29 protein-coding genes are annotated in these 16808 nt (G+C 64.6%); 12 read left to right on the forward strand and 17 right to left on the reverse strand.

Annotated features, from left to right (window positions below; translation table 11 throughout):
* Window positions 1–94 precede the first annotated feature (94 nt).
* The 16 genes from HNO88_RS14550 to HNO88_RS14625 all read right to left on the reverse strand — a co-directional run bounded on the left by HNO88_RS14550 (window position 95) and on the right by HNO88_RS14625 (window position 11443).
* Window positions 95–988: a S49 family peptidase gene (locus HNO88_RS14550; protein ID WP_184246918.1), complete on the reverse strand. Its 894-nt coding sequence runs from the start codon at window positions 986–988 to the stop codon at window positions 95–97.
* Window positions 985–2607 (reverse strand): phage portal protein, encoded by a 1623-nt coding sequence (locus HNO88_RS14555; RefSeq protein ID WP_184246921.1) that lies wholly within the window; start codon window positions 2605–2607, stop codon window positions 985–987. The genes HNO88_RS14550 and HNO88_RS14555 overlap by 4 nt, the downstream gene beginning before the upstream one ends.
* Before the next feature lies 1 nt (window position 2608).
* The gene (gene gpW, locus HNO88_RS14560; RefSeq protein ID WP_184246924.1) at window positions 2609–2863 is read right to left on the reverse strand and encodes a gpW family head-tail joining protein; all 255 of its coding nucleotides are present in this window, start codon (window positions 2861–2863) and stop codon (window positions 2609–2611) included.
* Window positions 2860–5001 carry a terminase gpA endonuclease subunit gene (locus HNO88_RS14565; RefSeq protein WP_184246928.1) on the reverse strand — a complete coding sequence of 714 codons (2142 nt, stop codon included), beginning with the start codon at window positions 4999–5001 and terminating at the stop codon, window positions 2860–2862. The genes gpW and HNO88_RS14565 overlap by 4 nt, the downstream gene beginning before the upstream one ends.
* Complete coding sequence (locus HNO88_RS14570) at window positions 4994–5536, reverse strand: hypothetical protein (protein WP_184246932.1); 543 nt, start codon at window positions 5534–5536, stop codon at window positions 4994–4996. Before HNO88_RS14570 ends, HNO88_RS14565 begins: the two co-directional genes overlap by 8 nt.
* A 212-nt stretch (window positions 5537–5748) precedes the next feature.
* Window positions 5749–6450, reverse strand: a complete 702-nt coding sequence (locus tag HNO88_RS14575; protein WP_184246935.1) for a hypothetical protein — start codon at window positions 6448–6450, stop codon at window positions 5749–5751.
* Window positions 6450–6617 (reverse strand): hypothetical protein, encoded by a 168-nt coding sequence (locus tag HNO88_RS14580; RefSeq protein WP_184246938.1) that lies wholly within the window; start codon window positions 6615–6617, stop codon window positions 6450–6452. Before HNO88_RS14580 ends, HNO88_RS14575 begins: the two co-directional genes overlap by 1 nt.
* Before the next feature lie 38 nt (window positions 6618–6655).
* Window positions 6656–7033: a hypothetical protein gene (locus tag HNO88_RS14585; RefSeq protein WP_184246941.1), complete on the reverse strand. Its 378-nt coding sequence runs from the start codon at window positions 7031–7033 to the stop codon at window positions 6656–6658.
* Window positions 7008–7448, reverse strand: a complete 441-nt coding sequence (locus HNO88_RS14590; protein ID WP_221420034.1) for a hypothetical protein — start codon at window positions 7446–7448, stop codon at window positions 7008–7010. Before HNO88_RS14590 ends, HNO88_RS14585 begins: the two co-directional genes overlap by 26 nt.
* A gap of 13 nt (window positions 7449–7461) precedes the next feature.
* A complete protein-coding gene (locus HNO88_RS14595) occupies window positions 7462–8358 on the reverse strand; it encodes a hypothetical protein (RefSeq protein ID WP_184246947.1) in 897 nt (298 codons plus the stop codon).
* An 8-nt stretch (window positions 8359–8366) separates the two neighbouring features.
* Window positions 8367–9062, reverse strand: a complete 696-nt coding sequence (locus HNO88_RS14600; RefSeq protein WP_184246950.1) for a hypothetical protein — start codon at window positions 9060–9062, stop codon at window positions 8367–8369.
* Window positions 9059–9280 (reverse strand): hypothetical protein, encoded by a 222-nt coding sequence (locus tag HNO88_RS14605; RefSeq protein WP_184246953.1) that lies wholly within the window; start codon window positions 9278–9280, stop codon window positions 9059–9061. The genes HNO88_RS14600 and HNO88_RS14605 overlap by 4 nt, the downstream gene beginning before the upstream one ends.
* Window positions 9277–9882, reverse strand: a complete 606-nt coding sequence (locus HNO88_RS14610) for a hypothetical protein (RefSeq protein ID WP_184246956.1) — start codon at window positions 9880–9882, stop codon at window positions 9277–9279. The genes HNO88_RS14605 and HNO88_RS14610 overlap by 4 nt, the downstream gene beginning before the upstream one ends.
* 82 nt (window positions 9883–9964) lie before the next feature.
* Complete coding sequence (locus tag HNO88_RS14615; RefSeq protein ID WP_184246959.1) at window positions 9965–10642, reverse strand: hypothetical protein; 678 nt, start codon at window positions 10640–10642, stop codon at window positions 9965–9967.
* A 104-nt stretch (window positions 10643–10746) separates the two neighbouring features.
* On the reverse strand, window positions 10747–11202 hold the full coding sequence (locus HNO88_RS14620; RefSeq protein WP_184246963.1) for a hypothetical protein: 456 nt from the start codon (window positions 11200–11202) through the stop codon (window positions 10747–10749).
* Entirely contained in the window at window positions 11195–11443 is a 249-nt protein-coding gene (locus tag HNO88_RS14625; protein ID WP_184246966.1) for a hypothetical protein, read from the reverse strand. The genes HNO88_RS14620 and HNO88_RS14625 overlap by 8 nt, the downstream gene beginning before the upstream one ends.
* A gap of 104 nt (window positions 11444–11547) precedes the next feature.
* Here HNO88_RS14625 and HNO88_RS14630 point away from each other — a divergent pair, with 104 nt between their 5' ends.
* Window positions 11548–11814: a hypothetical protein gene (locus tag HNO88_RS14630; protein ID WP_184246969.1), complete on the forward strand. Its 267-nt coding sequence runs from the start codon at window positions 11548–11550 to the stop codon at window positions 11812–11814.
* A gap of 60 nt (window positions 11815–11874) precedes the next feature.
* Here the strand turns inward: HNO88_RS14630 and HNO88_RS23040 are convergent, their stop codons facing one another.
* Window positions 11875–12099, reverse strand: coding sequence for a carph-isopro domain-containing protein (locus HNO88_RS23040; protein WP_376768778.1), 225 nt, complete (start codon window positions 12097–12099; stop codon window positions 11875–11877).
* Window positions 12100–12192: 93 nt separating this feature from the next.
* Between HNO88_RS23040 and HNO88_RS14635 the strand changes: the two genes are divergently transcribed.
* The 11 genes from HNO88_RS14635 to HNO88_RS14680 all read left to right on the forward strand — a co-directional run bounded on the left by HNO88_RS14635 (window position 12193) and on the right by HNO88_RS14680 (window position 16807).
* The gene (locus HNO88_RS14635; protein WP_184246972.1) at window positions 12193–12858 is read left to right on the forward strand and encodes a S24 family peptidase; all 666 of its coding nucleotides are present in this window, start codon (window positions 12193–12195) and stop codon (window positions 12856–12858) included.
* Between the two features lie 14 nt (window positions 12859–12872).
* Complete coding sequence (locus HNO88_RS14640) at window positions 12873–13514, forward strand: hypothetical protein (RefSeq protein WP_184246974.1); 642 nt, start codon at window positions 12873–12875, stop codon at window positions 13512–13514.
* Window positions 13515–13943, forward strand: a complete 429-nt coding sequence (locus tag HNO88_RS14645; RefSeq protein ID WP_246381824.1) for an HIRAN domain-containing protein — start codon at window positions 13515–13517, stop codon at window positions 13941–13943.
* Between the two features lie 79 nt (window positions 13944–14022).
* Window positions 14023–14340 (forward strand): hypothetical protein, encoded by a 318-nt coding sequence (locus HNO88_RS14650; protein WP_184246977.1) that lies wholly within the window; start codon window positions 14023–14025, stop codon window positions 14338–14340.
* Window positions 14337–14738 (forward strand): helix-turn-helix domain-containing protein, encoded by a 402-nt coding sequence (locus HNO88_RS14655; protein ID WP_184246980.1) that lies wholly within the window; start codon window positions 14337–14339, stop codon window positions 14736–14738. The genes HNO88_RS14650 and HNO88_RS14655 overlap by 4 nt, the downstream gene beginning before the upstream one ends.
* The gene (locus HNO88_RS14660; RefSeq protein WP_184246983.1) at window positions 14735–15007 is read left to right on the forward strand and encodes a hypothetical protein; all 273 of its coding nucleotides are present in this window, start codon (window positions 14735–14737) and stop codon (window positions 15005–15007) included. The genes HNO88_RS14655 and HNO88_RS14660 overlap by 4 nt, the downstream gene beginning before the upstream one ends.
* Window positions 15004–15300, forward strand: a complete 297-nt coding sequence (locus HNO88_RS14665) for a hypothetical protein (protein ID WP_184246986.1) — start codon at window positions 15004–15006, stop codon at window positions 15298–15300. The genes HNO88_RS14660 and HNO88_RS14665 overlap by 4 nt, the downstream gene beginning before the upstream one ends.
* The gene (locus HNO88_RS22700) at window positions 15297–15419 is read left to right on the forward strand and encodes a hypothetical protein (RefSeq protein ID WP_281384031.1); all 123 of its coding nucleotides are present in this window, start codon (window positions 15297–15299) and stop codon (window positions 15417–15419) included. The genes HNO88_RS14665 and HNO88_RS22700 overlap by 4 nt, the downstream gene beginning before the upstream one ends.
* On the forward strand, window positions 15416–15595 hold the full coding sequence (locus HNO88_RS14670; protein ID WP_184246989.1) for a hypothetical protein: 180 nt from the start codon (window positions 15416–15418) through the stop codon (window positions 15593–15595). The genes HNO88_RS22700 and HNO88_RS14670 overlap by 4 nt, the downstream gene beginning before the upstream one ends.
* Window positions 15592–15984 carry a hypothetical protein gene (locus tag HNO88_RS14675; protein WP_184246992.1) on the forward strand — a complete coding sequence of 131 codons (393 nt, stop codon included), beginning with the start codon at window positions 15592–15594 and terminating at the stop codon, window positions 15982–15984. The genes HNO88_RS14670 and HNO88_RS14675 overlap by 4 nt, the downstream gene beginning before the upstream one ends.
* 16 nt (window positions 15985–16000) lie before the next feature.
* Window positions 16001–16807 (forward strand): hypothetical protein, encoded by an 807-nt coding sequence (locus HNO88_RS14680; protein ID WP_184246995.1) that lies wholly within the window; start codon window positions 16001–16003, stop codon window positions 16805–16807.
* Window position 16808 lies beyond the last annotated feature (1 nt).

Below are 16808 nucleotides of genomic sequence, written 5' to 3' on the forward strand. Positions count from 1 at the left end.
TTCTCTTGCTCTGCAGGCGAGGTCTGATCCTCTGCGCGCGCAGCTTGGCGAAACGCCGCGAGGCGCTTGCTTTTTGTCATCACGATTTCCTTGATCAGGCCCGGGCTTCAGCCCTGAGGGCGTCCCACGCTTCGCGCTCGGACAGCGTGTCATCGAGCAGGCCGAACTTCACCAAGTCGGGCCCGGTAAACACGTCGCCGCGCAGGTCGCGCAGCGCCTTCGTTGAGGTGCCTCGCATCGCGGCAACGAACTCGATGATCTGCTGGCTGGTCTCGTCGACAATGGCGCCGAGCTTGGCGATCGTGTCCTTGTCGATCTTCTCGCCGGCTTGACCGCGTGCCTTGCGATCGGCCCACTCGGCACGAATTACGATCGGCTCCAAGCCCATCTTTTCGTAGGCTTTCGACTTGTCGACCACGTTGATGATCGCCGCGATGGAGGCGCCCATAACCTCGGGACGCCCGTAGATCTTGTCTGCGGCGCTAGCGAGCACGTAGGCGGCGCTGCAGGCGCGCTCGTCGAGCCAAGCGTAGATCGGCTTGCCACCTTCGGACTTCGCCATGGTCGCCAGTTCTTCAGCTGCCGCAAACATGCCCGCGCACTCGCCGCCGCCCGAATCGAACGGCATCCAGATCGCCGAGACTTGAGGGTCGCTGACGGCAGCACGTGCCTGGCTCAGGATCCTGTCGTATCCGACGAGACCGCTCTCTGCGTCAGCCCAGCTGCCCTTGTGGACCAGCGTGCCGCGCACCGGTACAATCGCGATGTCGCCGCTCGTCGCATATGGGAGGCGAACGCCATCGCGGATGGTCACGGCGTCGGCGGCGAGCGCTTGTGTCTGGATATCGAGCGTGGTCGCCGTGATCTTCTCGGGCCGGGCGCCGGTAATCCGGTTCTGCGCGAACTCGCACAGCACCTCGTTCTTGAACTGGTCGAGCGCGAGCGGGCGGTTGTAGAGGCGCTCGGCCCACAGCGGGAACGAAGTCATGCGGGTACTTGCTCCCTGGTGCTCGCCGGCGGCGTGTTGGCGTTGTCGTCGGCGGTCTCTTGCGCTGCTTGCGCGTCAGACTCGTCTGCGGCCGCTTTCAGGTTGTGATTGACCTCCGGCAGGCCACGCGCGGCGCGGCGCTGCCGGTAGTATTGCTCTTCGGACAGCACGTCCTCAGGATCGCGGCCACGTTCCAAGATTGCTTCGACCGTCGACTTGCGTCCGGCGGCGGTATCCAGGTTGTCCGCGTTGGCCTCCTTGAGCGGATCCACTGAGCCGCGTCCCGGACCGATCCATTCGGCCATGCAAATCGCCGTCTTGTTCCGGTAGAAGTTCGCCGGGCCGCCGGGGACCTTCACGTCACCGTTCGCGACTTCGACTTCGAGCCATGCTGCGTAGATCGGCGTCAGGAACGCTTGCGTGAAGAACCGACGGTCTTCCATGAACGACCGCCACAGTTCGTTGAGCAGCGCACGTGCGCTGGAGTAATTGATCCCGGACCAGTCCTGCGAGAGCTGCGGGTAGCTGATGCCGAGCGAGCCCGCGATCTTCTGCAGAACAAAACGAATGAACTGCGGGTAGTTGCTGTTCGGATGCGTTGCGGCCGGAGTGACAACGTCCTCGCCGGGGAACAGCTGAAAGACGTCAGCACCGTCCACCCGCACCGGGTTCTTGGTGCGAAAGTCGACGTAGGCGTCGAGCCAGGGATCAAGCGCCTCATCGTTCGCCGGCGCCAGCATGTCGCTGATGTCGTCCGTCGAGCCAGCGGACTTGATGAAGATCGAGAGCAGAGCGGACTTGAGGGCCGCATTGACCTCGGCACGATCAACCCGGTCGATCATCTTCGCCGGGACCATGATCTCGGCTAGGCGGCTGATGCCCCGGTTCTGCTCCGCGCGCCGTGGGTTGAAGACATGGATGAACTTAGCGCGTCCGGTGCTGCTGCGCGCCGGGATGAAAGTGTACCGCTCCTTCGCAGTAGCGCTGTAATCGCCCGGATGACGCGACACGACCCACGCGCCGGTCATGGCGCCGTTATCGTTGTAGGCGATGCCATCGCGGAGGTTCGGGCCTTCCTGACCCTTCTGAAGCGGCGGCGTAACCACGCGCTCAGGTTCGATCAGCAGGACGTTGGTCGTGTTCGCCAGGCCGCGAGCATCGTCGCGGATTTCAGCGCAAGCCTCGCCGTCACGCACGTAGCTGAGGTAGGCGAGCCGCGCCTGGGCACCGAAAGTCAGCATCTGTCGCGCATCGTTGCGGTGCTCGATGTCGTTGCTCCAGACATCGAACCGGGCTTGCGTCTTGCCGGTCCAATCCATGCGCCAGGCATAGTCGCGGTTTAGCAGCTCATACTTGGGCTGGGCGCTGAGGCGGATCGAGACACCGATGACGGACTCGACGCGGCGGTCTAGCCCTGCGTTGATCCAGCCATTGTTCTCGTCTAGGTCGCGGCTGCGATTGAGGATTAGGTCGAGCCCGTAGTCACGACCCGCGCCGGCATGGCGGTTGCCCGGGTTCCAGCCCTGCAGTTCGGAGATGTCGCTGCGCGCAGCGTCACGCCGGGTGTTGCCGCCGAAAAGCGAGAATGCGTGCTTCTTGAGCGAGGCGATCACACCCATGTCAGTTCGACCAGCCCAAGCGGATGGAACGGCGGGTGCGGGGCCGCTCGGCTCCAAGGACCTCGGGCGCCGCCTCGAACTCTGCGAGCAAGTCGGCGATCACGGCGTTGAAGTCGCTGAGCTTCATGCCCGCGAACTTCATGCCACGCCCGTCCTTCGTCACCTCGGTGATCGTCTCCCCAGCGATGAAGCGCGTACGCGCGGCGCGAGCGGCGGCAAGGTCTGCTGCAATCTCCTCCCGCGTGCGCTGCGTCATCGTGGTCCGTTCCTGTTCATCGCGTCCCAAGCGGTCCGCTTCGGTGCTGCTGGTACCGGCTTGGCCGGCGCATCATCCCGTCCCGCGTCCGCGTGATCACCTCCCTTCGGTTTGAGGGAGACGGGCTTGGCCCAAGGCGGCAGCTTGCCCCCGGCCCAGTCGATGTCTTCACGGTCAGGCTTGAGCAGCAGCCGTCCGCATTCGGTGTAGGCGAGCAAGTCGATGGTCTCCTGCGCGCCGTTGCGCACGTAGGTTCCTTCGATCTTGGGCTCGCGGAAGAGCTCGTCGTATCCTGCCTGCGGGAAGTCCGAGGCGAAGTAGATCTGACCCGGCGAACCGTCGTCGATCAGCAGGAAGCCGGCGCCGTCATCGTTGCCGAACAGGTCGTCCTTCAGTCCATCGACGCCCGCGATATGCAGCGGCACCGGCGGATCGATCTTCTTGCCGTCATCGTCGACACTCAGCCATGTCGGCTTGATGCCGAGGTGAGGGCGCTTGCCGGCCATGCCCTTGAGCGGACGAACCCGCGGCCATGCGCCCCACTTCCGGCCAGCCATCCGGCGGCAGTACTCGTAAGCCTTGTGCGTGATGTTGCCGTCGCCGCTGTCGATCATCATCACCGCGACCGGCAGTGCTTCACCCGGCCGGTTTTGTATTGGCACCAGCCGGTCAATCACCGCGTCCAGCACGTGCCAATCGTCCTGTACGTTGAGCAAATCGATGTCGCGCATCATGCCGTCCGCGTGCTTGCGCTGCCGGATCGTGAACCGATCGATCAGCCAGGACCGGCGCTCCAGATCCCAGCCGCGTAGCAGCACGTCCGCCTTGCGGTGGCCGGGGTCGACCGATGCGGTGATGAAGCGGACTTGTCGGGGCACGAAGCCCATCGGGAAGTCCACCACACCCTCGTCTTCCGCAGAACTCGGCCGCGCCAGAGCAGCGGTGCGCCGGCGCAGCGCGGCGGCATCGATGCCCGTCAAGTCCGCCTCGCTTTCGAACGCTTCACCGAAAGTGCGCACGAGCACCTGTTTCAGCTTGTCGTTCTTTCCGGTACGTTCCTTGTGCTCGAGCGCGCCCTCGAGTTGTCGGGCCAGGCTTGATAGGGGCACCTGGCCCGACATCAGCACGTGGACCCAAAAGCCCCAGGTTTCGTTCTCTTCGACCTCGCCGATGATCCCGGCTTCGACGTCGAGCACCTGGCCCTTGTGCATGTAGGCGCCGTCATCGATCATCTGGCCGCGCTCCAGCTCGCCGAGCTCGCAGCCGTGCGGACAAGCGATCGCGGCGGTGCGACCCGCCAGCGCCAGCCGCTGATCGACTGGCGTGCCTTCCTCCGCTTTCTCGTAGGATAGGCGAAAGCGGGGCACGTCAGGCCAGTGCTTGGTCGGGTAAGGCGATCCGTGCGTGCCGCACTTGGGGCAGCGAAACACGTAGATGCCTTGGGTCGACAAGATCCATGCCGCGGCGATCCCGCCTGACCAACCCACGTCCGGGTGAGCGCAGGCGTAGATCTTGCGGTCGGTGCCAAGGTCGCTCTGGCGTTGGCGGCCTTGCTCCAGGAAGTTAGAGCGCCAGGCCTTGCCGTAGCTGTCCGGCTCGTCGAACACGATGTAGCCGGCCTGCCGGTTGGTCGTGGTCGTCTTGCTCATCACCATCAGCTCGAAGGTTTGCGAGCCGACGCGCTTGAGAGTCTTGGTGTTTCCGTCGGTGCCGGCCTTGGGCAGCCGGCCCGGGAAATGATCTTCCATCAGCGGTCGCAGCACGCGGTCTGCGTAGCTGGTGACCTCGTTGGGTCCGGCCAGGTACCACATCACGTCCCAGGACGGGCCGTTGTCGAGGCACTTGGCGGCGAAGTTCTCGGCGATCATGGTGCCGCCGATGCGCGACGGCTTGGGCACGATGATCTCGCGGACGGCAGGGTTGTCGTGCGCCACCATGATCGGCAGCAGCGCCTTGGAACGGGTTGGCGACCAATCTGTCTTGGTGCCATCCGGCTTGCGGACAACGCGGCGGGTGGTCGACCACTCGATTGTCGTCAGCGACACTCGCGGTTTCAGCGCGGCGAGCGCCTCGACGGCGATGTCATGCGGTCTATGGCAGAAGTCGTTCGTGGCGAGCAGTTGTGCCTGCTTAGCCAACTCGCTCCTGCTGTAGACGCGCACGTTGCTCCTCGATGTATTTGGCCGCCTGGGCATGCACCTGAGTCGCGACGCTTCGCAGGTAGTCATCTACTTGGGCGCGGACGTGGGGCGGCAGATTGCCGTTGGGGTCTGCTCTAGTCCGAACACCTAAGATGGCGGCGGTCACACTTGCGTTGTAACCTTCAAGGAAGGTCAGGACCTCGCGCCTAGGTGCAAACTCGCCTTGCTTCTCGCGCGCCGCCACTATCGCCAAGGTCATGTCGACCATCTGCTTCGTCTCGGCAAAGCTTGCGGCGTCCTCAGCGTCCGGAAGGTTGATCCCCGTTGCCTGGCGCACCTTGCGGTTTCGAGCCGCCTGCTGCTCAACGCTTTTCTCGAACCGCTTGATCAGCATATCGATGGTGCGGAGCGGCTTGATCTGCCACAGTACGCCGTTGCCGCCGCGGATCAGCGCGCCTTTGCCTTCCAGCTCCGGCGCTGCGTCGATCCAGTCGCGCAGCGTCGACCACTGCGTGCCGATCAGCTCGGCCATGGGCTTCGCGTCTAAGACCGTGCCGCGCGGCAAAGCTTCTGCTTTCGGCCTCGCTCTGCGAAGTCGATCGAGCTTTACGCGGTCGCTAGTGGACGGACGCGCCATGTCAGAACGACGCGACTTTCAGCTGAAATGGAGGTTGGGACACTCGAAGGCGCTCTGCAGGCGCAACTCCAAGGCATGTCTCCCAATGCTCTTTGCGTGTCCCCGTGTCAACCAACATCGTTGACGCCTTCGGACGTGAGGTCTTGGCCAACAGACTCGAAGTGATCGGCAAGTGCCTCGGCGGCCTGGCGCAGCAGCGGCAACTCGCGTCCGTTCCGGCACCGCGTGAACCTCCCGGCGCGACGTAGTGGCAGGTCGGAGACAACCACCGCGTCGAAGAAGTTGCGCAGGTGAGCCGGGATCGAGAGCCGAGCAGAGCGGAGTAGCCCGCGAGCATGAGCCTCCCACTCGGTCATCGGAATGCGACCACCGACGGGTGAGCCGTGGATGGTAGCCGTCAGGCTGTACTGGCTCGACGAACACCGGCCTTCGAGCCCCGTCCGCTCCCACGTGTCACGGTAGAGCGTGCAAGCGGACGCCTGGCGGAGCGTGAGCTTGTCGGAAGTCCAAAGCGCTATGATGACCGGCGTCAGCACCCGCCGCACCGAACTCACCGACCGCGCGGTCCCATCCGGCGCCTTGGGCGTGAACTTGCGCGTCGGCCCCTTGGACATCCACTCGGGCGTAGGCGCCACGACGGTGTCATCGAGGTTGACGAACACACCCTCACGCACCTCAAGCTCGGCGGCCTGGCGCATCTCCTCGCGCGCCGTATCGGCCCGATCGCGCTCGACAAGGTCGCGAACCCGGCGCCGCTCGTCACGCTGCGCACGCTTTGCCCGCTCCAGTGCGGACTTACCCCCGGTCATCATCGATCCTCTCTCGGTCCGTAAAGCTTGGCTGCGATTGCGCGGACGTAGTCGCGATCGAGCGGGTCGAGGCGGGCGATGCTCTCGGGGCGCAGGACAACGGCGCCCTCGGTGTGCCACATGCGAGCGGCGAGCCGGTGAGCGCCGCGCTCGTCGGGGTCGCGCATCTGCGCTGCGTACGGCGTGAGGCTTCCGCGACTGTAGCTCACAGGCCCAGCCCCGGTTGATTGATCCGGCCCAGCCGCTCATCCGTCATGCCGCGGCGAATGCGTGATCGCAGCCAGGAACGATACTTGTCCATCCGCTGCTCGTCCCACCCGTTGAAGTCGTCAAGGCGGCCGCGGATCAGCTTGCGGGCGTTGGTCGCGTCAACGCCTTCGAGGTGCGTGATCTGATTGCTTTTGCGGTCTGGATCGGCGGGCACCGACACGGTGTCGACGAAGTACCAGTGCTCCATCTCGGCGAACATCGGGCTGTCGTTCTGGCGCTGGCACCAGGCGCGCATCTCGTCGAAGGTCCAGAGAGGCGCCGGTTCAACCGCCATGCGGTCGGCGGGGTCAGCGAGCGGTGCTGTGCGCGACATCGGCAACCTCCCGACGCAGGGTGAACGAGCCGTCATCGTGTAGCCACAGCAGCATGCGAGCCTCCGCGATCAGCTTCCAACGCTCGGGCAGCGCATTGATCCAGGCTTGCTCGACGTCGCCGACGGCAAGCGCGGCCATGGCGTCGTCAAAGCGCGCCTGGCGCTCGCGGTTGATCGCGGCGCGGACTCGCTGCTGCTTGCCGGTGAGCGGCGGCTTGCGGCCAATCTCGTCGAGTACCGGGATGCACTCGGCGATCGTCGGGAACCAGCGAAAGCGCTCCAGTGCGACCCGCTGCAGGTGCTCAATCGCGGCGAGGGGGTAGCCGCCCAGCATGCGCCAGTACGATTCCGACCGTAGCTTCTGCGAGAACTCGCCGCGATGCTGGCTAGGCAGGCAGGCGCTGATCGCGGACATGGCCTCCATGAACCTACCTTCCGGGCAGGGCGCGGGCGGGGGCAAGGGGCAGTTCGCCATCGGCTCGAGCTTCGCGATCATCGCGTCGGTCAGGCGCTCCGGAACCCTCTCGAAGTCGAGCTTCGATAGCGCGTCGCTCCCACTCGTTGAGATCGGGACCACGTTGGACGTTGAGGTGAGCGGGGGAAGAACCTCCCCGAGCTGGTGTGCTTCGGTCATTTGCAGGTACTCTTGGGTCGTATGCGGCGGCCCATCCACGGGCAACGATGGCTTCCAGCAGCCTGCCTGGCGGCCATTCGTCGTCGCTCATCGCCATGATGTCTTTCAGCAGCTTGGCGTGAGCGGTCGGGGTGTTCGGAAGCCGCTTCGCTTTCCGGTTCACTAGGAGATCACGCCAGACACCTGCGTCCGCCCAATCGGGACGTGGGAACGGATCGGCCTTCGTGGGTTTGGTCGCGCTCGCGCTAGAGGGAGAGACGTAAGTCTCTTCCTCTATTGTTCCCTTGTTCCCTTGTTCTTTTATGTCCCGCTGCTGTCCCGCTGCTGTCCCGGCAGGTGTCCCGGTCACTGTCCCAGCTTCACGCTCGGAAGTCTGATATTTCTCGTAATTGCAGATGGTTATGACGAGGCGTCCTGTCCCGGCGTCCGTCACGATCATCGTCTCGGTTCGCAACCGGGTCAAAAACCGGTCGACTGACGATTTGGACCAGCCCCAGGCCTCACCAAGTTCGCGGACGGAGGCGCAATACTGCCCTCGCTGGAGGGTAATCGTCTTACCCGCCACGTTGAACCGCGTGGGCTTCCAGACCGCCTTTGCGACAAGCCAGAACCACGCGCCAAAGCGCTCGGCACTGCCGGCGAAGAGCGGGTGCTCGGTCGCTTCGCGGTGAAGGGCGATGAAGCCGGACACGGGTTTTGTCAGCCCCCCTCGCACGGCAGGTAATGGTCGCAACCCCGGCGCCCGGGAACGCCGCAGAACTCGCATCCTTCCCCGCTCAGCGCCCGTTGCGTGGGCGCTGGCTTGGCAGGCGCTGCCCCGCGCTTCTTGCGCGCGAACGCTGCCGCGACCGCCTTGCCATCGATCTTCGGCTCGGCCGGCTTGCTGATCACCCGAGCCTTGCCGCGACGACGCGACTGCACCTTTGCAAGAGCGGCGTTGAAGTCGACCATGACGTCGTCGTCATCGGACAGCGCCGGCGCGGGTGGCGGGACCTTGCGCCGTGCCAGCGGGCGATCGATTTCGCGGGGGCGAGGGGTGACCGGCAGGGGTCTAGCAGTCGACAGCCGCTTCGCTTCGCGCAGCCTAGCTTCGTTGACCGTTGCCTCGGCGGCACACTCTGCCCGGATGCTCTCGGTCTTGCGCGCTGGCTTCCGCCCAGAGCGAAGGCGACCGCGATCCGGGTGCGACAGCTTTTCAGCCGTGAGGATCTGAGCGACCTGCCCGCTTCCCTGAGCCCTGATGATCACTGGCTCGGGCTTGCAGCGCACTCTGACGGCAACCACGGCCCTGATGAACCCGCTGAAGCGCTCCGGATGCAGCCGCCCGTCCGCGTCGAGCAAGTAGCGCCCGGCGCCGAGCGCGTGTTGAGGGTGAATCGAAACCGTCGCGGTCATTGCGTCACCTGCATGTCGAGCAGCGCACGCCGAACCTTCAGGCCGAAGGCGCTGAGGTGAGGACCCCGAGCGGCGACCAGGCTGTAGGGGCGGAGGATGGTGTCGATGCCTTCGACCACTTGCCAACCGCGCCGCCCCTCGTAGGCCGTCAGGAGCAGCTCGCGCTCGTTGCGTCCAAGCCGGCGTGCAAACTGGGCATGATCGGGAACCTGCATCATGCAGCGACGCCCTGCAGAGCGGGACGGAGCGTCTCGTTGGCAATCCACGGCGGTGTGACGCCATCGAGCAGGAGTGAATAGGTCAGGATACCGATCGCATCCGCCTCGTCGTTCTTCCTGGGCGCGAAACCGAACTGCTTGCAGCGCTCGATCACGAGCTTCTTCAGCTGGTCGGTGCTGCTCGCCTTGCTGTCGCCTGCCTTACGTCGGCGCCGAGTGCCCGCCTTGACCTCGCGAACGACCATGTCGCCGATGAAGTCCTTGCGCCACCTCTCGACGTTGACCGCCTTGACGATCCGACAGCGCTTGATGTGGCCGAAGCTCTGCGCGTGCGCAGCAAGCCCGGAGAGCAGCCAGATCGTGGCGATGCTGGTGTTGCCTGTCAGGTGGCCAGGGTTGATCGGCTCCTCGAAGTAGAGGTGCGTGAAGCCGGCGACCTTGTGCAAATCCGACAGGTTGCGATGCAGCTTGGCATAGCAGCCGCCTTCGGTGGTCCACTCGGAGCCTAGCTGCCAATGTCCATAGCGCGGCGCGTCGCTGCCTGGCGCCCACAGCGCCCAACCGGTGGAACTCTTGCTCAGGTCGAGCGCGAGGTAGCTCATGGGAACTCCAATCGTCTGCGCAATCCTCGCCCCGGCAGATCGGCCGGGGTCCGGGTGCGCCCGGGCCGAGCCCGGAGCGACTTCAGTGTGGGCGCGCTTCGACGGGCGAGCTGATCGAGGCGATGGAAGCGGAGCGGGGAGGCGTGGTGGTGCGCTTGCGGCCACGGCCTTCCTGCTTGGAGAGTTCTTCCGGGCTGGCCTCGGAGAAAGCCTCGGGCTTTGCTGCGAGCGGCAGATCAGCTTCCTCTTGGTCGCCGTCCTCATCCTCGTCGACGAGCAGGTCGTCGGCCTCGCGCTCCCCGGTGGGGATGACGTCTCCACCTTCCTCGCCAGCGGCCATCGTCACCAGGTCGCGCGGCAGGAACAGCTGGCGGTGTTTCAGTCCTTCGGAAAGCGCGAGGAGCAGATGGTCGCGCTTGGCGTCCTCCTCGTTCTCCAAGCCGATGATGAAGTTGAGCACCTTGCGCGGGAAGTGCGCCTGGTCCTTGATCGCCTGGTAGGGCGCTGACATGTCGCCCTTGATCGTGGCGAGGTGCGCTTCCTTCGGCTTGATCTGCTCATCGTAGATCTTGAACGCCGCCGCGGCGTCGGGCCGCTGATACTCGCCGTTGATGCCGCCACCTTCGCCGGCCTCCGCGTCTTCCTTCGGCTCTCGTGCCATCCGTGCCATGTCGTCGTTCTCCTGAGTGGGCGCGGCCGCACGCGCGAGAGGGGTGGGAGCGGCAGGGGCGGCTGCGATCGCCGCGGAAAGGTTGTTCATGCGTTGCTTGCAGGCAGCGCGGGCAGCAGGGCCCTTCGCGACCATCAGGTCCCGGCCGGCAGCCCGCAGGTTGCGCCAGAGTTCCCGCGTAGTCGCCGAGTTGATCACACCGCCGCTCCGGCGCTGGACAGCGGAAGTACGGTCGCGATGATCTGGTCTGCTGCCTCTCGGCATCCGGGCAGCTCGACGTGATCGATGCGACCATCAGCAGCTGCTGCGGCGAGGGTGGAAATGTGCGGCAAGACGTTCGCGACGAGCAGATGCGGGTTGATCGCATCGGCTTCGTCCAGCGGTCGGGCGACATAGCCGATCAGCGACAGGATGCTGTTGAGCTGCTTGCCGCCAAGAGCCACCGCAAGGGACAGCGCGTTCGAGAGCGAAGGCTCCTTGCCCTCGATCCGGTAGCTCTTGATCGTTCGCGCCCGCACACCGGACACATTCTCCAATTGCTCGTCAGTCCAACCGGCTGTTTGCGCGGCTCGCAGGATCGCTTGGACGGTCTGTCGGACACGATCAGGGCTGACGATTGCTGCATCGCACACTGCGTTCTGGTCAGACATTGGATACCTCGGGAGCATGGAAAGGATCAAACAGGGAAGCGCCCGCCGCCGCAGGGGGCAGAACGGCGACGGGCGCACCGGCCACAGGGCAGCGGCCGGTTTCGAGGCGCGCCGGAGTGGCGCACGTGACCTCTGGGAAAAGACGTGCGGCGACGACGCGCAGGTCGGCGAGGATTGCCGGGACCATGCGACCGCGCTGGTGCTGGTCGTCGAGCAGAGGAAAGGGCTCGGTCAGTGCCATGGCTCAAGCGGCCAGTTGTCATTGATCGACCCTCCACCGGAGCGGCTTGACGCCGCCCCGGCTTCGGCCATCGTGCGGCTGTCGAGACCAACACGAGATGCAACATGTCCGAAGAACTGGCCGATATGGTCGCGGAACTCAGTGCGAAGTGCACCGCCTACGAGCTTGTGCTCATCGACCTTGTGTTCAGCACATGGCCGTTGGAAGTGCACAGGAACGAGCGCCGCGACAACGTATGCCGGGCGCTGGAGCAGGGCATGGCCAACGCCGATCCTAACAGCCACAGCTACCTCTTCCTGCAGCGCGCGCTGGCAACGATCGAGGGGCTGTACGATACTCCTGGGCCACCTTCTGGCGCAGGGCCGATATGACCGGCTCACACTCAGCGATGGTTCGACGGAGCGTCTCTGGCGTGTGAGCGAGCGGCTGCATCACGCCGCCTCCTGCGAGGCGGGACTGGGGGTTAGGAGCTCGGAAAGGTCCTCTGGTAGCGGCTTCCCGTCTACTTTGGCAGCTAGGCGCAGGTGCGCCATCCGAGATGGCGGGATGCCGTTCTCGCGCCAGCTATGCACGGTCGAGGTTGGGGCTTCGATCAGCTTGGCAGTCACACTGGTGCCGCCAAGATGATCGATCACAGCGTTTGCGAGAGTGTCCATGAACTCCGATATGCGATAATCGGAACTCAATCGCAACTCGAAACTTCCGATCTTCGCAATTGCGATAGTCGCAAACGCGTGGCCAATGGTCGCATGAGTGCAAGCACCACCATTCGGCCTGAAGCAGCCAACATTTTTCGCAGGCTAACGAGCCTTGGCCTGAAACAGCGGGATCTCGCTGCAGCCCTTCAACTCGAAGCAGTGAAGGTCTCGAAGGTGAAGAGCGGAGAACGCCAGTTCCAGGCGTCCGAAGTTCTCGCCGCACATGAATGGTTAGATCAGATGGAGAAGGGGAAACACCGGCCCGCGTCCGATCTACCTCGAGTACGAGATGTTACAGAGGACGATGGCCCTGTGAAGCTTCGGGTCTTCGATCTAAACCTGTCGATGGGTGACGGCACTGACATCGATGACTATGCCGAAGAAGGCGTGATGGACTTCGACCCCGGTATCCTACGACGGATCACGAGGACGCCGGCCGAGCGCCTCTTCGTCGCACGCGGATCTGGGGACAGCATGCTGCCGACGCTGATGAACGGCGACATGGTGCTGATCGATCCGCTACAAACCCGGCTGAACTTGGATGATCGGATATGGGCGATCTCGCTGTATGGGGCCGGTGCCATCAAGCGCCTGCAACCGGTGGCGCCAGGTAAGGTCGATGTGATCTCTGACAACCCAGCTCGTGAGAATCGCGTTGTGGATGCAGACGACATTCGCATCCTCGGGAGGGTCATCTGGATCGGACGGGAAGTATGATGCGATCCTTGCGCATGGGCTTAGCCTTCGGACCATTGTTGCTCAGCGTGAGCGCTGTCGCGCAGACACTTTCGATAGTGACCGAGCCGCCGGTAGGCGCCGAAGCTACCGTCGCACCGGGTGAGGGCGTTTACTCCTTCAGTCGCCTCTACACGATTGATGGCGCGCGCCTCACAGCCGATAGTGGCCCGGGTTCATACCTCCGGGGCCGATCGGTTGCCGCAGGCACTCAACTCGTCCCAGTCGCGACCAAGTCCACTTATAAAGGCTGCGTCCCTGCCCAAGGCACGTTCGATCCGGCCGGACCTTGCTTCATGGACGACGACGGAGACGGTAAGTTCGACCGGCAAGCCACGAACGACTACAATGTCGCGCAGAAACTGATCGCACCGGTGCCTTACGAGAAGGCTGCCATCTCAATAGCTCGAGAAGACGCGATCAAAAGGGTGATCCTCTATCAAGGCGCAAGCGGCGATAGCCTGCGGTTCTCCTATCGCGAGTTCAACTTCGATCTCGCGCGACCAGCGTTCACAGAGGAGATCACGGTCCCGCGCGAAGCATTCCCTGCGATGGTGCGGATCAAGAACGTTCAGATCGAGGTTTTAGGCGTGTCCGGCATGGGACTGCGATATCGCCTGGTGAAGGTGGTCGTCTGAATGGGCGCGCCTCTTCCGCAGCTTTCACTTGCGGTCGTCGGCGCGGACTTCCCGAACAAGCGCGGTCCAACTCGTCGCTTCGAAATTGCGATGTGCTCGCCGGGCGAGCCCGTCGAACTTCGGCCCGAACCCAAGAACCCTGCCGACCCAAGAGCCGTGGCCGTGTACAGCTGTCGCGGCGTGCAGATTGGGTACCTGTCGGCTGAGCGATGCGGCCGTATCCAGCAGATGATCTTACAGGGTCGCGTGCTGACGACCATTTTTCAGGAAGCAACCAGGTTCGGCGCGGTCGTTCGGACCGCATTCGACTCGGACGAGCCTACGCTGCCGGAGAGGCGATCCAAGCCGGAGCCGGTGGACGATTGGCAGCCCGAGCGCGAGTGGTCGCATGATGATGAATGGCCGCCCCCGCAGTGGAGCGACGACTGATATTCCGATATTCGCAACTTTAGTGTTGCGACAGTTCCGATAATCGCATAACCCATCTCCACACCGCATGGAGATGGCAATGCCAACCTCACCTCTACAACACCGGCACAGCTTCGCAGCTGACACCGTCACCGGCATCGAGCCGGTGTATGGCTGGTCGCTCCTTTCCTTTGAGGAAGAGGACAGCGACGGCTTTTGGCGCGATAACTACGTAGCGCGCCAGGGTGCGCGAGAAGTCCTGGTCGACGTCTCGTGCTTCCAGTTCAAGCCGACGCAGGAGCGTTTCGCGTGGCTGGTGCGCAACGGCTTCCCGCGCAGGCCAACGCCGTTCGGTGGCTGGTCCGACGCTGAGATCGACGCACGTATTGCGGCCGAGCGCGAGGCGATGGCAGCATGAGCGGCAAGCGCATCCTGACCGACGAGCAGGTCGCAACCGCCTGCGAGATGCGGGAAGCCGGCAAGACCCTGCAGCAGATCGCGAACCACTTCGCGACGCGCGGCGTGAAAGTCACCGTCGGGTCGATCGAGTGGGTCTGCCTGACCCATGGCGCCGACCTTCCTGAGGATCGCCGCCGCCCGCATTACGCATTGCGGCCGGGTATGGTGATCAGTCGCGGCGGGCACGTCATGCGCACCTTCACCGCCGACGAGGACCAGCAGCTTCTCACGATGGAGCAGCGCGGCGATGGCATCGCCGACATCGCGCGCAGCCTGGGCCGCAAGTCGAACTCGGTTCGCGGTCGGCTTGCAACGCTCGCCCGCAAGCAATCTCGCATTGAGGAGATGGTCGCATGAACGCGCCCGAGAACCAAGCTGGCCGGGTCGACGGCTTCAGCGTGGCGATCGACATGATCGCAGTCGTCGCCTTCCTCGCCGCCTTCACCGCACTGCTCTTCGGCGCCGACGCGCTGATCGCCAGCGTGATGCGTCGCGAGCCTGCGCTGGTCGATTTCATGATGCAGTGGTGGGTTGCGCCGCTGCTGGTGCTGGGCGGCGTCGTGGCGCTGGGCGGTCTCGCCGGCATGCTGCTGGTGACCGCTGGTGGACCGGAGCGCGGCAAGTGAGCGCCGCGCAGATCCTTAAGGATGTCGCGCTCAAGTGCGAGGCTGACGTCACCGCCACGATCCATCGCAACATGAAGCTTGTTGATGGTGGCACAGCTATGTCGGCGGTCGCTCTGGCAGGCGCAAGCTCGGCGCTCGGCACAGCTGCGGGCACCGTTCTGGCTGTGCATCTGGCGGTCGGCGGCGGACACACGTCGGGCGATCAAGCGGCCGATGCTCTCTGGAACATCTTGCGGCCCATGGTCGTGAAGTCGGTCGACCGGGTTCTTGCTTCCGCGGAGCGTGGCAAGTGAGCGCGCCCGAGAACCGCCAGCAGTCGGACTGCCCGACTTGGGTTGAGATCGCGCTGATCGTCGTCGTGCTCGCCGCCGCTGCGTTCGGCGGCGCGGGCTTTCACTGGATTTCGATGTGAGCCGCGCCCGCGAAGCCATCCCGGTCGCTGAGCTGCTCGACGAGGTCGAGGTGTTCGTCATCGATCACTGCCAGCGCGGTGGTGAGCAGGACGAGCCGCTGCCGTTCGATCAGCAGCCAAAGCACGTGCAGGCAGCAATCGCGCTGGCTGCTGCGCTCAAGGAGTTGCCGGAGTGAGCCGGGCGCAGCGTACCTATGGCGAGCGCCGGCAGTGGCAGACGCCGGCAGGCTACGGCTTCGCGGTCGATGAGCCTGTTGCGGGTCACTACCGTGGCAAGCTTCGCGGCGGCGGCGTGCTGGTTGGCATCCGCATCTGGCACGGCCCCCCGCTCGATCCGGTCACCGGTGAGGAGCTTGATCGCTCCTGGCGCTGGCAGGCCGAAGCAAACGGCGAGCCGGTCGACTTCGACGCGATCTGGCCCGCCTGTGCTGACGAGTCAATCACCGAGCAGCAGTACCGCGAATACGCAGCGCAGCAGCGCTGGGCGCAGCAGCACGCGCCCGACTCCTCCTTCGCCAATCCCCGCCAGCGTCACGACCCGCTGACCGCGCTCCTCCCGTTCTGACGAAAGGTTCAACCACATGGGTATCAGACAAGCCGCTGCCGTGAAGGAGGCGCCCGAAGCGCTTCCCGGCGAGAACCCCGCCAGCAGCCCCGCGCCGCTCGGGCACAACAACCCGCCGCCTGAAGAGCAAGTCGTGATCGACTTTCGCGAGGCCATGTTCGGCAAGCTGCCGACGTGGGAGCAGCGTATCGAGGATCTGGTCGCCGCGTCTGAGCGTGCGGTAATCAACAGCGAGGAGAGCGCCGGCAAGAGCGGCGATCTCGTCAAGTCAATCCGCGCGATGTCGAACGCGATCGCTGATGCTCACAAGATCGTGAAGGAGCCGTTCTTCAAGGCAGGCAAGATCGTCGACGGCCTGAAGACCCAGCACACCACTCGTCTCGACCAGGCGAAAGCCGCTGTGGAGCGCAAGCAGACCGACTTCCTGCGTCAGCAGCAAGCCGAGCGCGAGAAGTTGCGCCGCGAGGAAGAGGCGCGCGCTCGCGCTGAGGCTGAGCGTGTTGCTGCAGCCGAGCGCGCCCGCGCTGAGGCCGAAGGCCAGGGCGATCTCGAAGCGCTGGAGCAGGTCGAGGCCGTCGCCGCGCCCGCTGTCGTCCGCCAAGCACCCGAGCCGATCCGCAGCGTCGACACCGGCGCCGCGGTGTCAGGCCGCAAGGAATGGCAGCTGGTGGTCGAGGACCACGGCATCGCTGTCCTTGAGATGCTCGACGACGAGAAGGTCAAGGAAGCCATCGAGGCCTGCGCCAAGCGCCGCATGCGCGCCGGCCTGCGCAACCAGCCTGGCGTGAAGTGCTGGGAAGCACTCGTCGCGCGCACCTACTGAG

Source organism: Novosphingobium chloroacetimidivorans, from assembly GCF_014204535.1.
Taxonomy (GTDB): Bacteria; Pseudomonadota; Alphaproteobacteria; order Sphingomonadales; family Sphingomonadaceae; genus Novosphingobium; species Novosphingobium chloroacetimidivorans.

What these genes read in the sequence shown, in the direction of transcription:
- HNO88_RS14550 (WP_184246918.1), bottom strand. Translation starts at nt 988, where the DNA reads ATGACTTCGTTCCCGCTGTGGGCCGAGCGCCTCTACAACCGCCCGCTC.
- HNO88_RS14555 (WP_184246921.1), bottom strand. Translation starts at nt 2,607, where the DNA reads ATGGGTGTGATCGCCTCGCTCAAGAAGCACGCATTCTCGCTTTTCGGC.
- gpW (WP_184246924.1), bottom strand. Translation starts at nt 2,863, where the DNA reads ATGACGCAGCGCACGCGGGAGGAGATTGCAGCAGACCTTGCCGCCGCT.
- HNO88_RS14570 (WP_184246932.1), bottom strand. Translation starts at nt 5,536, where the DNA reads ATGGCCGAGCTGATCGGCACGCAGTGGTCGACGCTGCGCGACTGGATC.
- HNO88_RS14575 (WP_184246935.1), bottom strand. Translation starts at nt 6,450, where the DNA reads ATGACCGGGGGTAAGTCCGCACTGGAGCGGGCAAAGCGTGCGCAGCGT.
- HNO88_RS14580 (WP_184246938.1), bottom strand. Translation starts at nt 6,617, where the DNA reads ATGCGCGACCCCGACGAGCGCGGCGCTCACCGGCTCGCCGCTCGCATG.
- HNO88_RS14585 (WP_184246941.1), bottom strand. Translation starts at nt 7,033, where the DNA reads ATGTCGCGCACAGCACCGCTCGCTGACCCCGCCGACCGCATGGCGGTT.
- HNO88_RS14590 (WP_221420034.1), bottom strand. Translation starts at nt 7,448, where the DNA reads ATGTCCGCGATCAGCGCCTGCCTGCCTAGCCAGCATCGCGGCGAGTTC.
- HNO88_RS14600 (WP_184246950.1), bottom strand. Translation starts at nt 9,062, where the DNA reads ATGACCGCGACGGTTTCGATTCACCCTCAACACGCGCTCGGCGCCGGG.
- HNO88_RS14605 (WP_184246953.1), bottom strand. Translation starts at nt 9,280, where the DNA reads ATGATGCAGGTTCCCGATCATGCCCAGTTTGCACGCCGGCTTGGACGC.
- HNO88_RS14610 (WP_184246956.1), bottom strand. Translation starts at nt 9,882, where the DNA reads ATGAGCTACCTCGCGCTCGACCTGAGCAAGAGTTCCACCGGTTGGGCG.
- HNO88_RS14615 (WP_184246959.1), bottom strand. Translation starts at nt 10,642, where the DNA reads ATGAACAACCTTTCCGCGGCGATCGCAGCCGCCCCTGCCGCTCCCACC.
- HNO88_RS14620 (WP_184246963.1), bottom strand. Translation starts at nt 11,202, where the DNA reads ATGTCTGACCAGAACGCAGTGTGCGATGCAGCAATCGTCAGCCCTGAT.
- HNO88_RS14625 (WP_184246966.1), bottom strand. Translation starts at nt 11,443, where the DNA reads ATGGCACTGACCGAGCCCTTTCCTCTGCTCGACGACCAGCACCAGCGC.
- HNO88_RS14630 (WP_184246969.1), top strand. Translation starts at nt 11,548, where the DNA reads ATGTCCGAAGAACTGGCCGATATGGTCGCGGAACTCAGTGCGAAGTGC.
- HNO88_RS23040 (WP_376768778.1), bottom strand. Translation starts at nt 12,099, where the DNA reads ATGGACACTCTCGCAAACGCTGTGATCGATCATCTTGGCGGCACCAGT.
- HNO88_RS14635 (WP_184246972.1), top strand. Translation starts at nt 12,193, where the DNA reads ATGAGTGCAAGCACCACCATTCGGCCTGAAGCAGCCAACATTTTTCGC.
- HNO88_RS14640 (WP_184246974.1), top strand. Translation starts at nt 12,873, where the DNA reads ATGGGCTTAGCCTTCGGACCATTGTTGCTCAGCGTGAGCGCTGTCGCG.
- HNO88_RS14645 (WP_246381824.1), top strand. Translation starts at nt 13,515, where the DNA reads ATGGGCGCGCCTCTTCCGCAGCTTTCACTTGCGGTCGTCGGCGCGGAC.
- HNO88_RS14650 (WP_184246977.1), top strand. Translation starts at nt 14,023, where the DNA reads ATGCCAACCTCACCTCTACAACACCGGCACAGCTTCGCAGCTGACACC.
- HNO88_RS14655 (WP_184246980.1), top strand. Translation starts at nt 14,337, where the DNA reads ATGAGCGGCAAGCGCATCCTGACCGACGAGCAGGTCGCAACCGCCTGC.
- HNO88_RS14660 (WP_184246983.1), top strand. Translation starts at nt 14,735, where the DNA reads ATGAACGCGCCCGAGAACCAAGCTGGCCGGGTCGACGGCTTCAGCGTG.
- HNO88_RS14680 (WP_184246995.1), top strand. Translation starts at nt 16,001, where the DNA reads ATGGGTATCAGACAAGCCGCTGCCGTGAAGGAGGCGCCCGAAGCGCTT.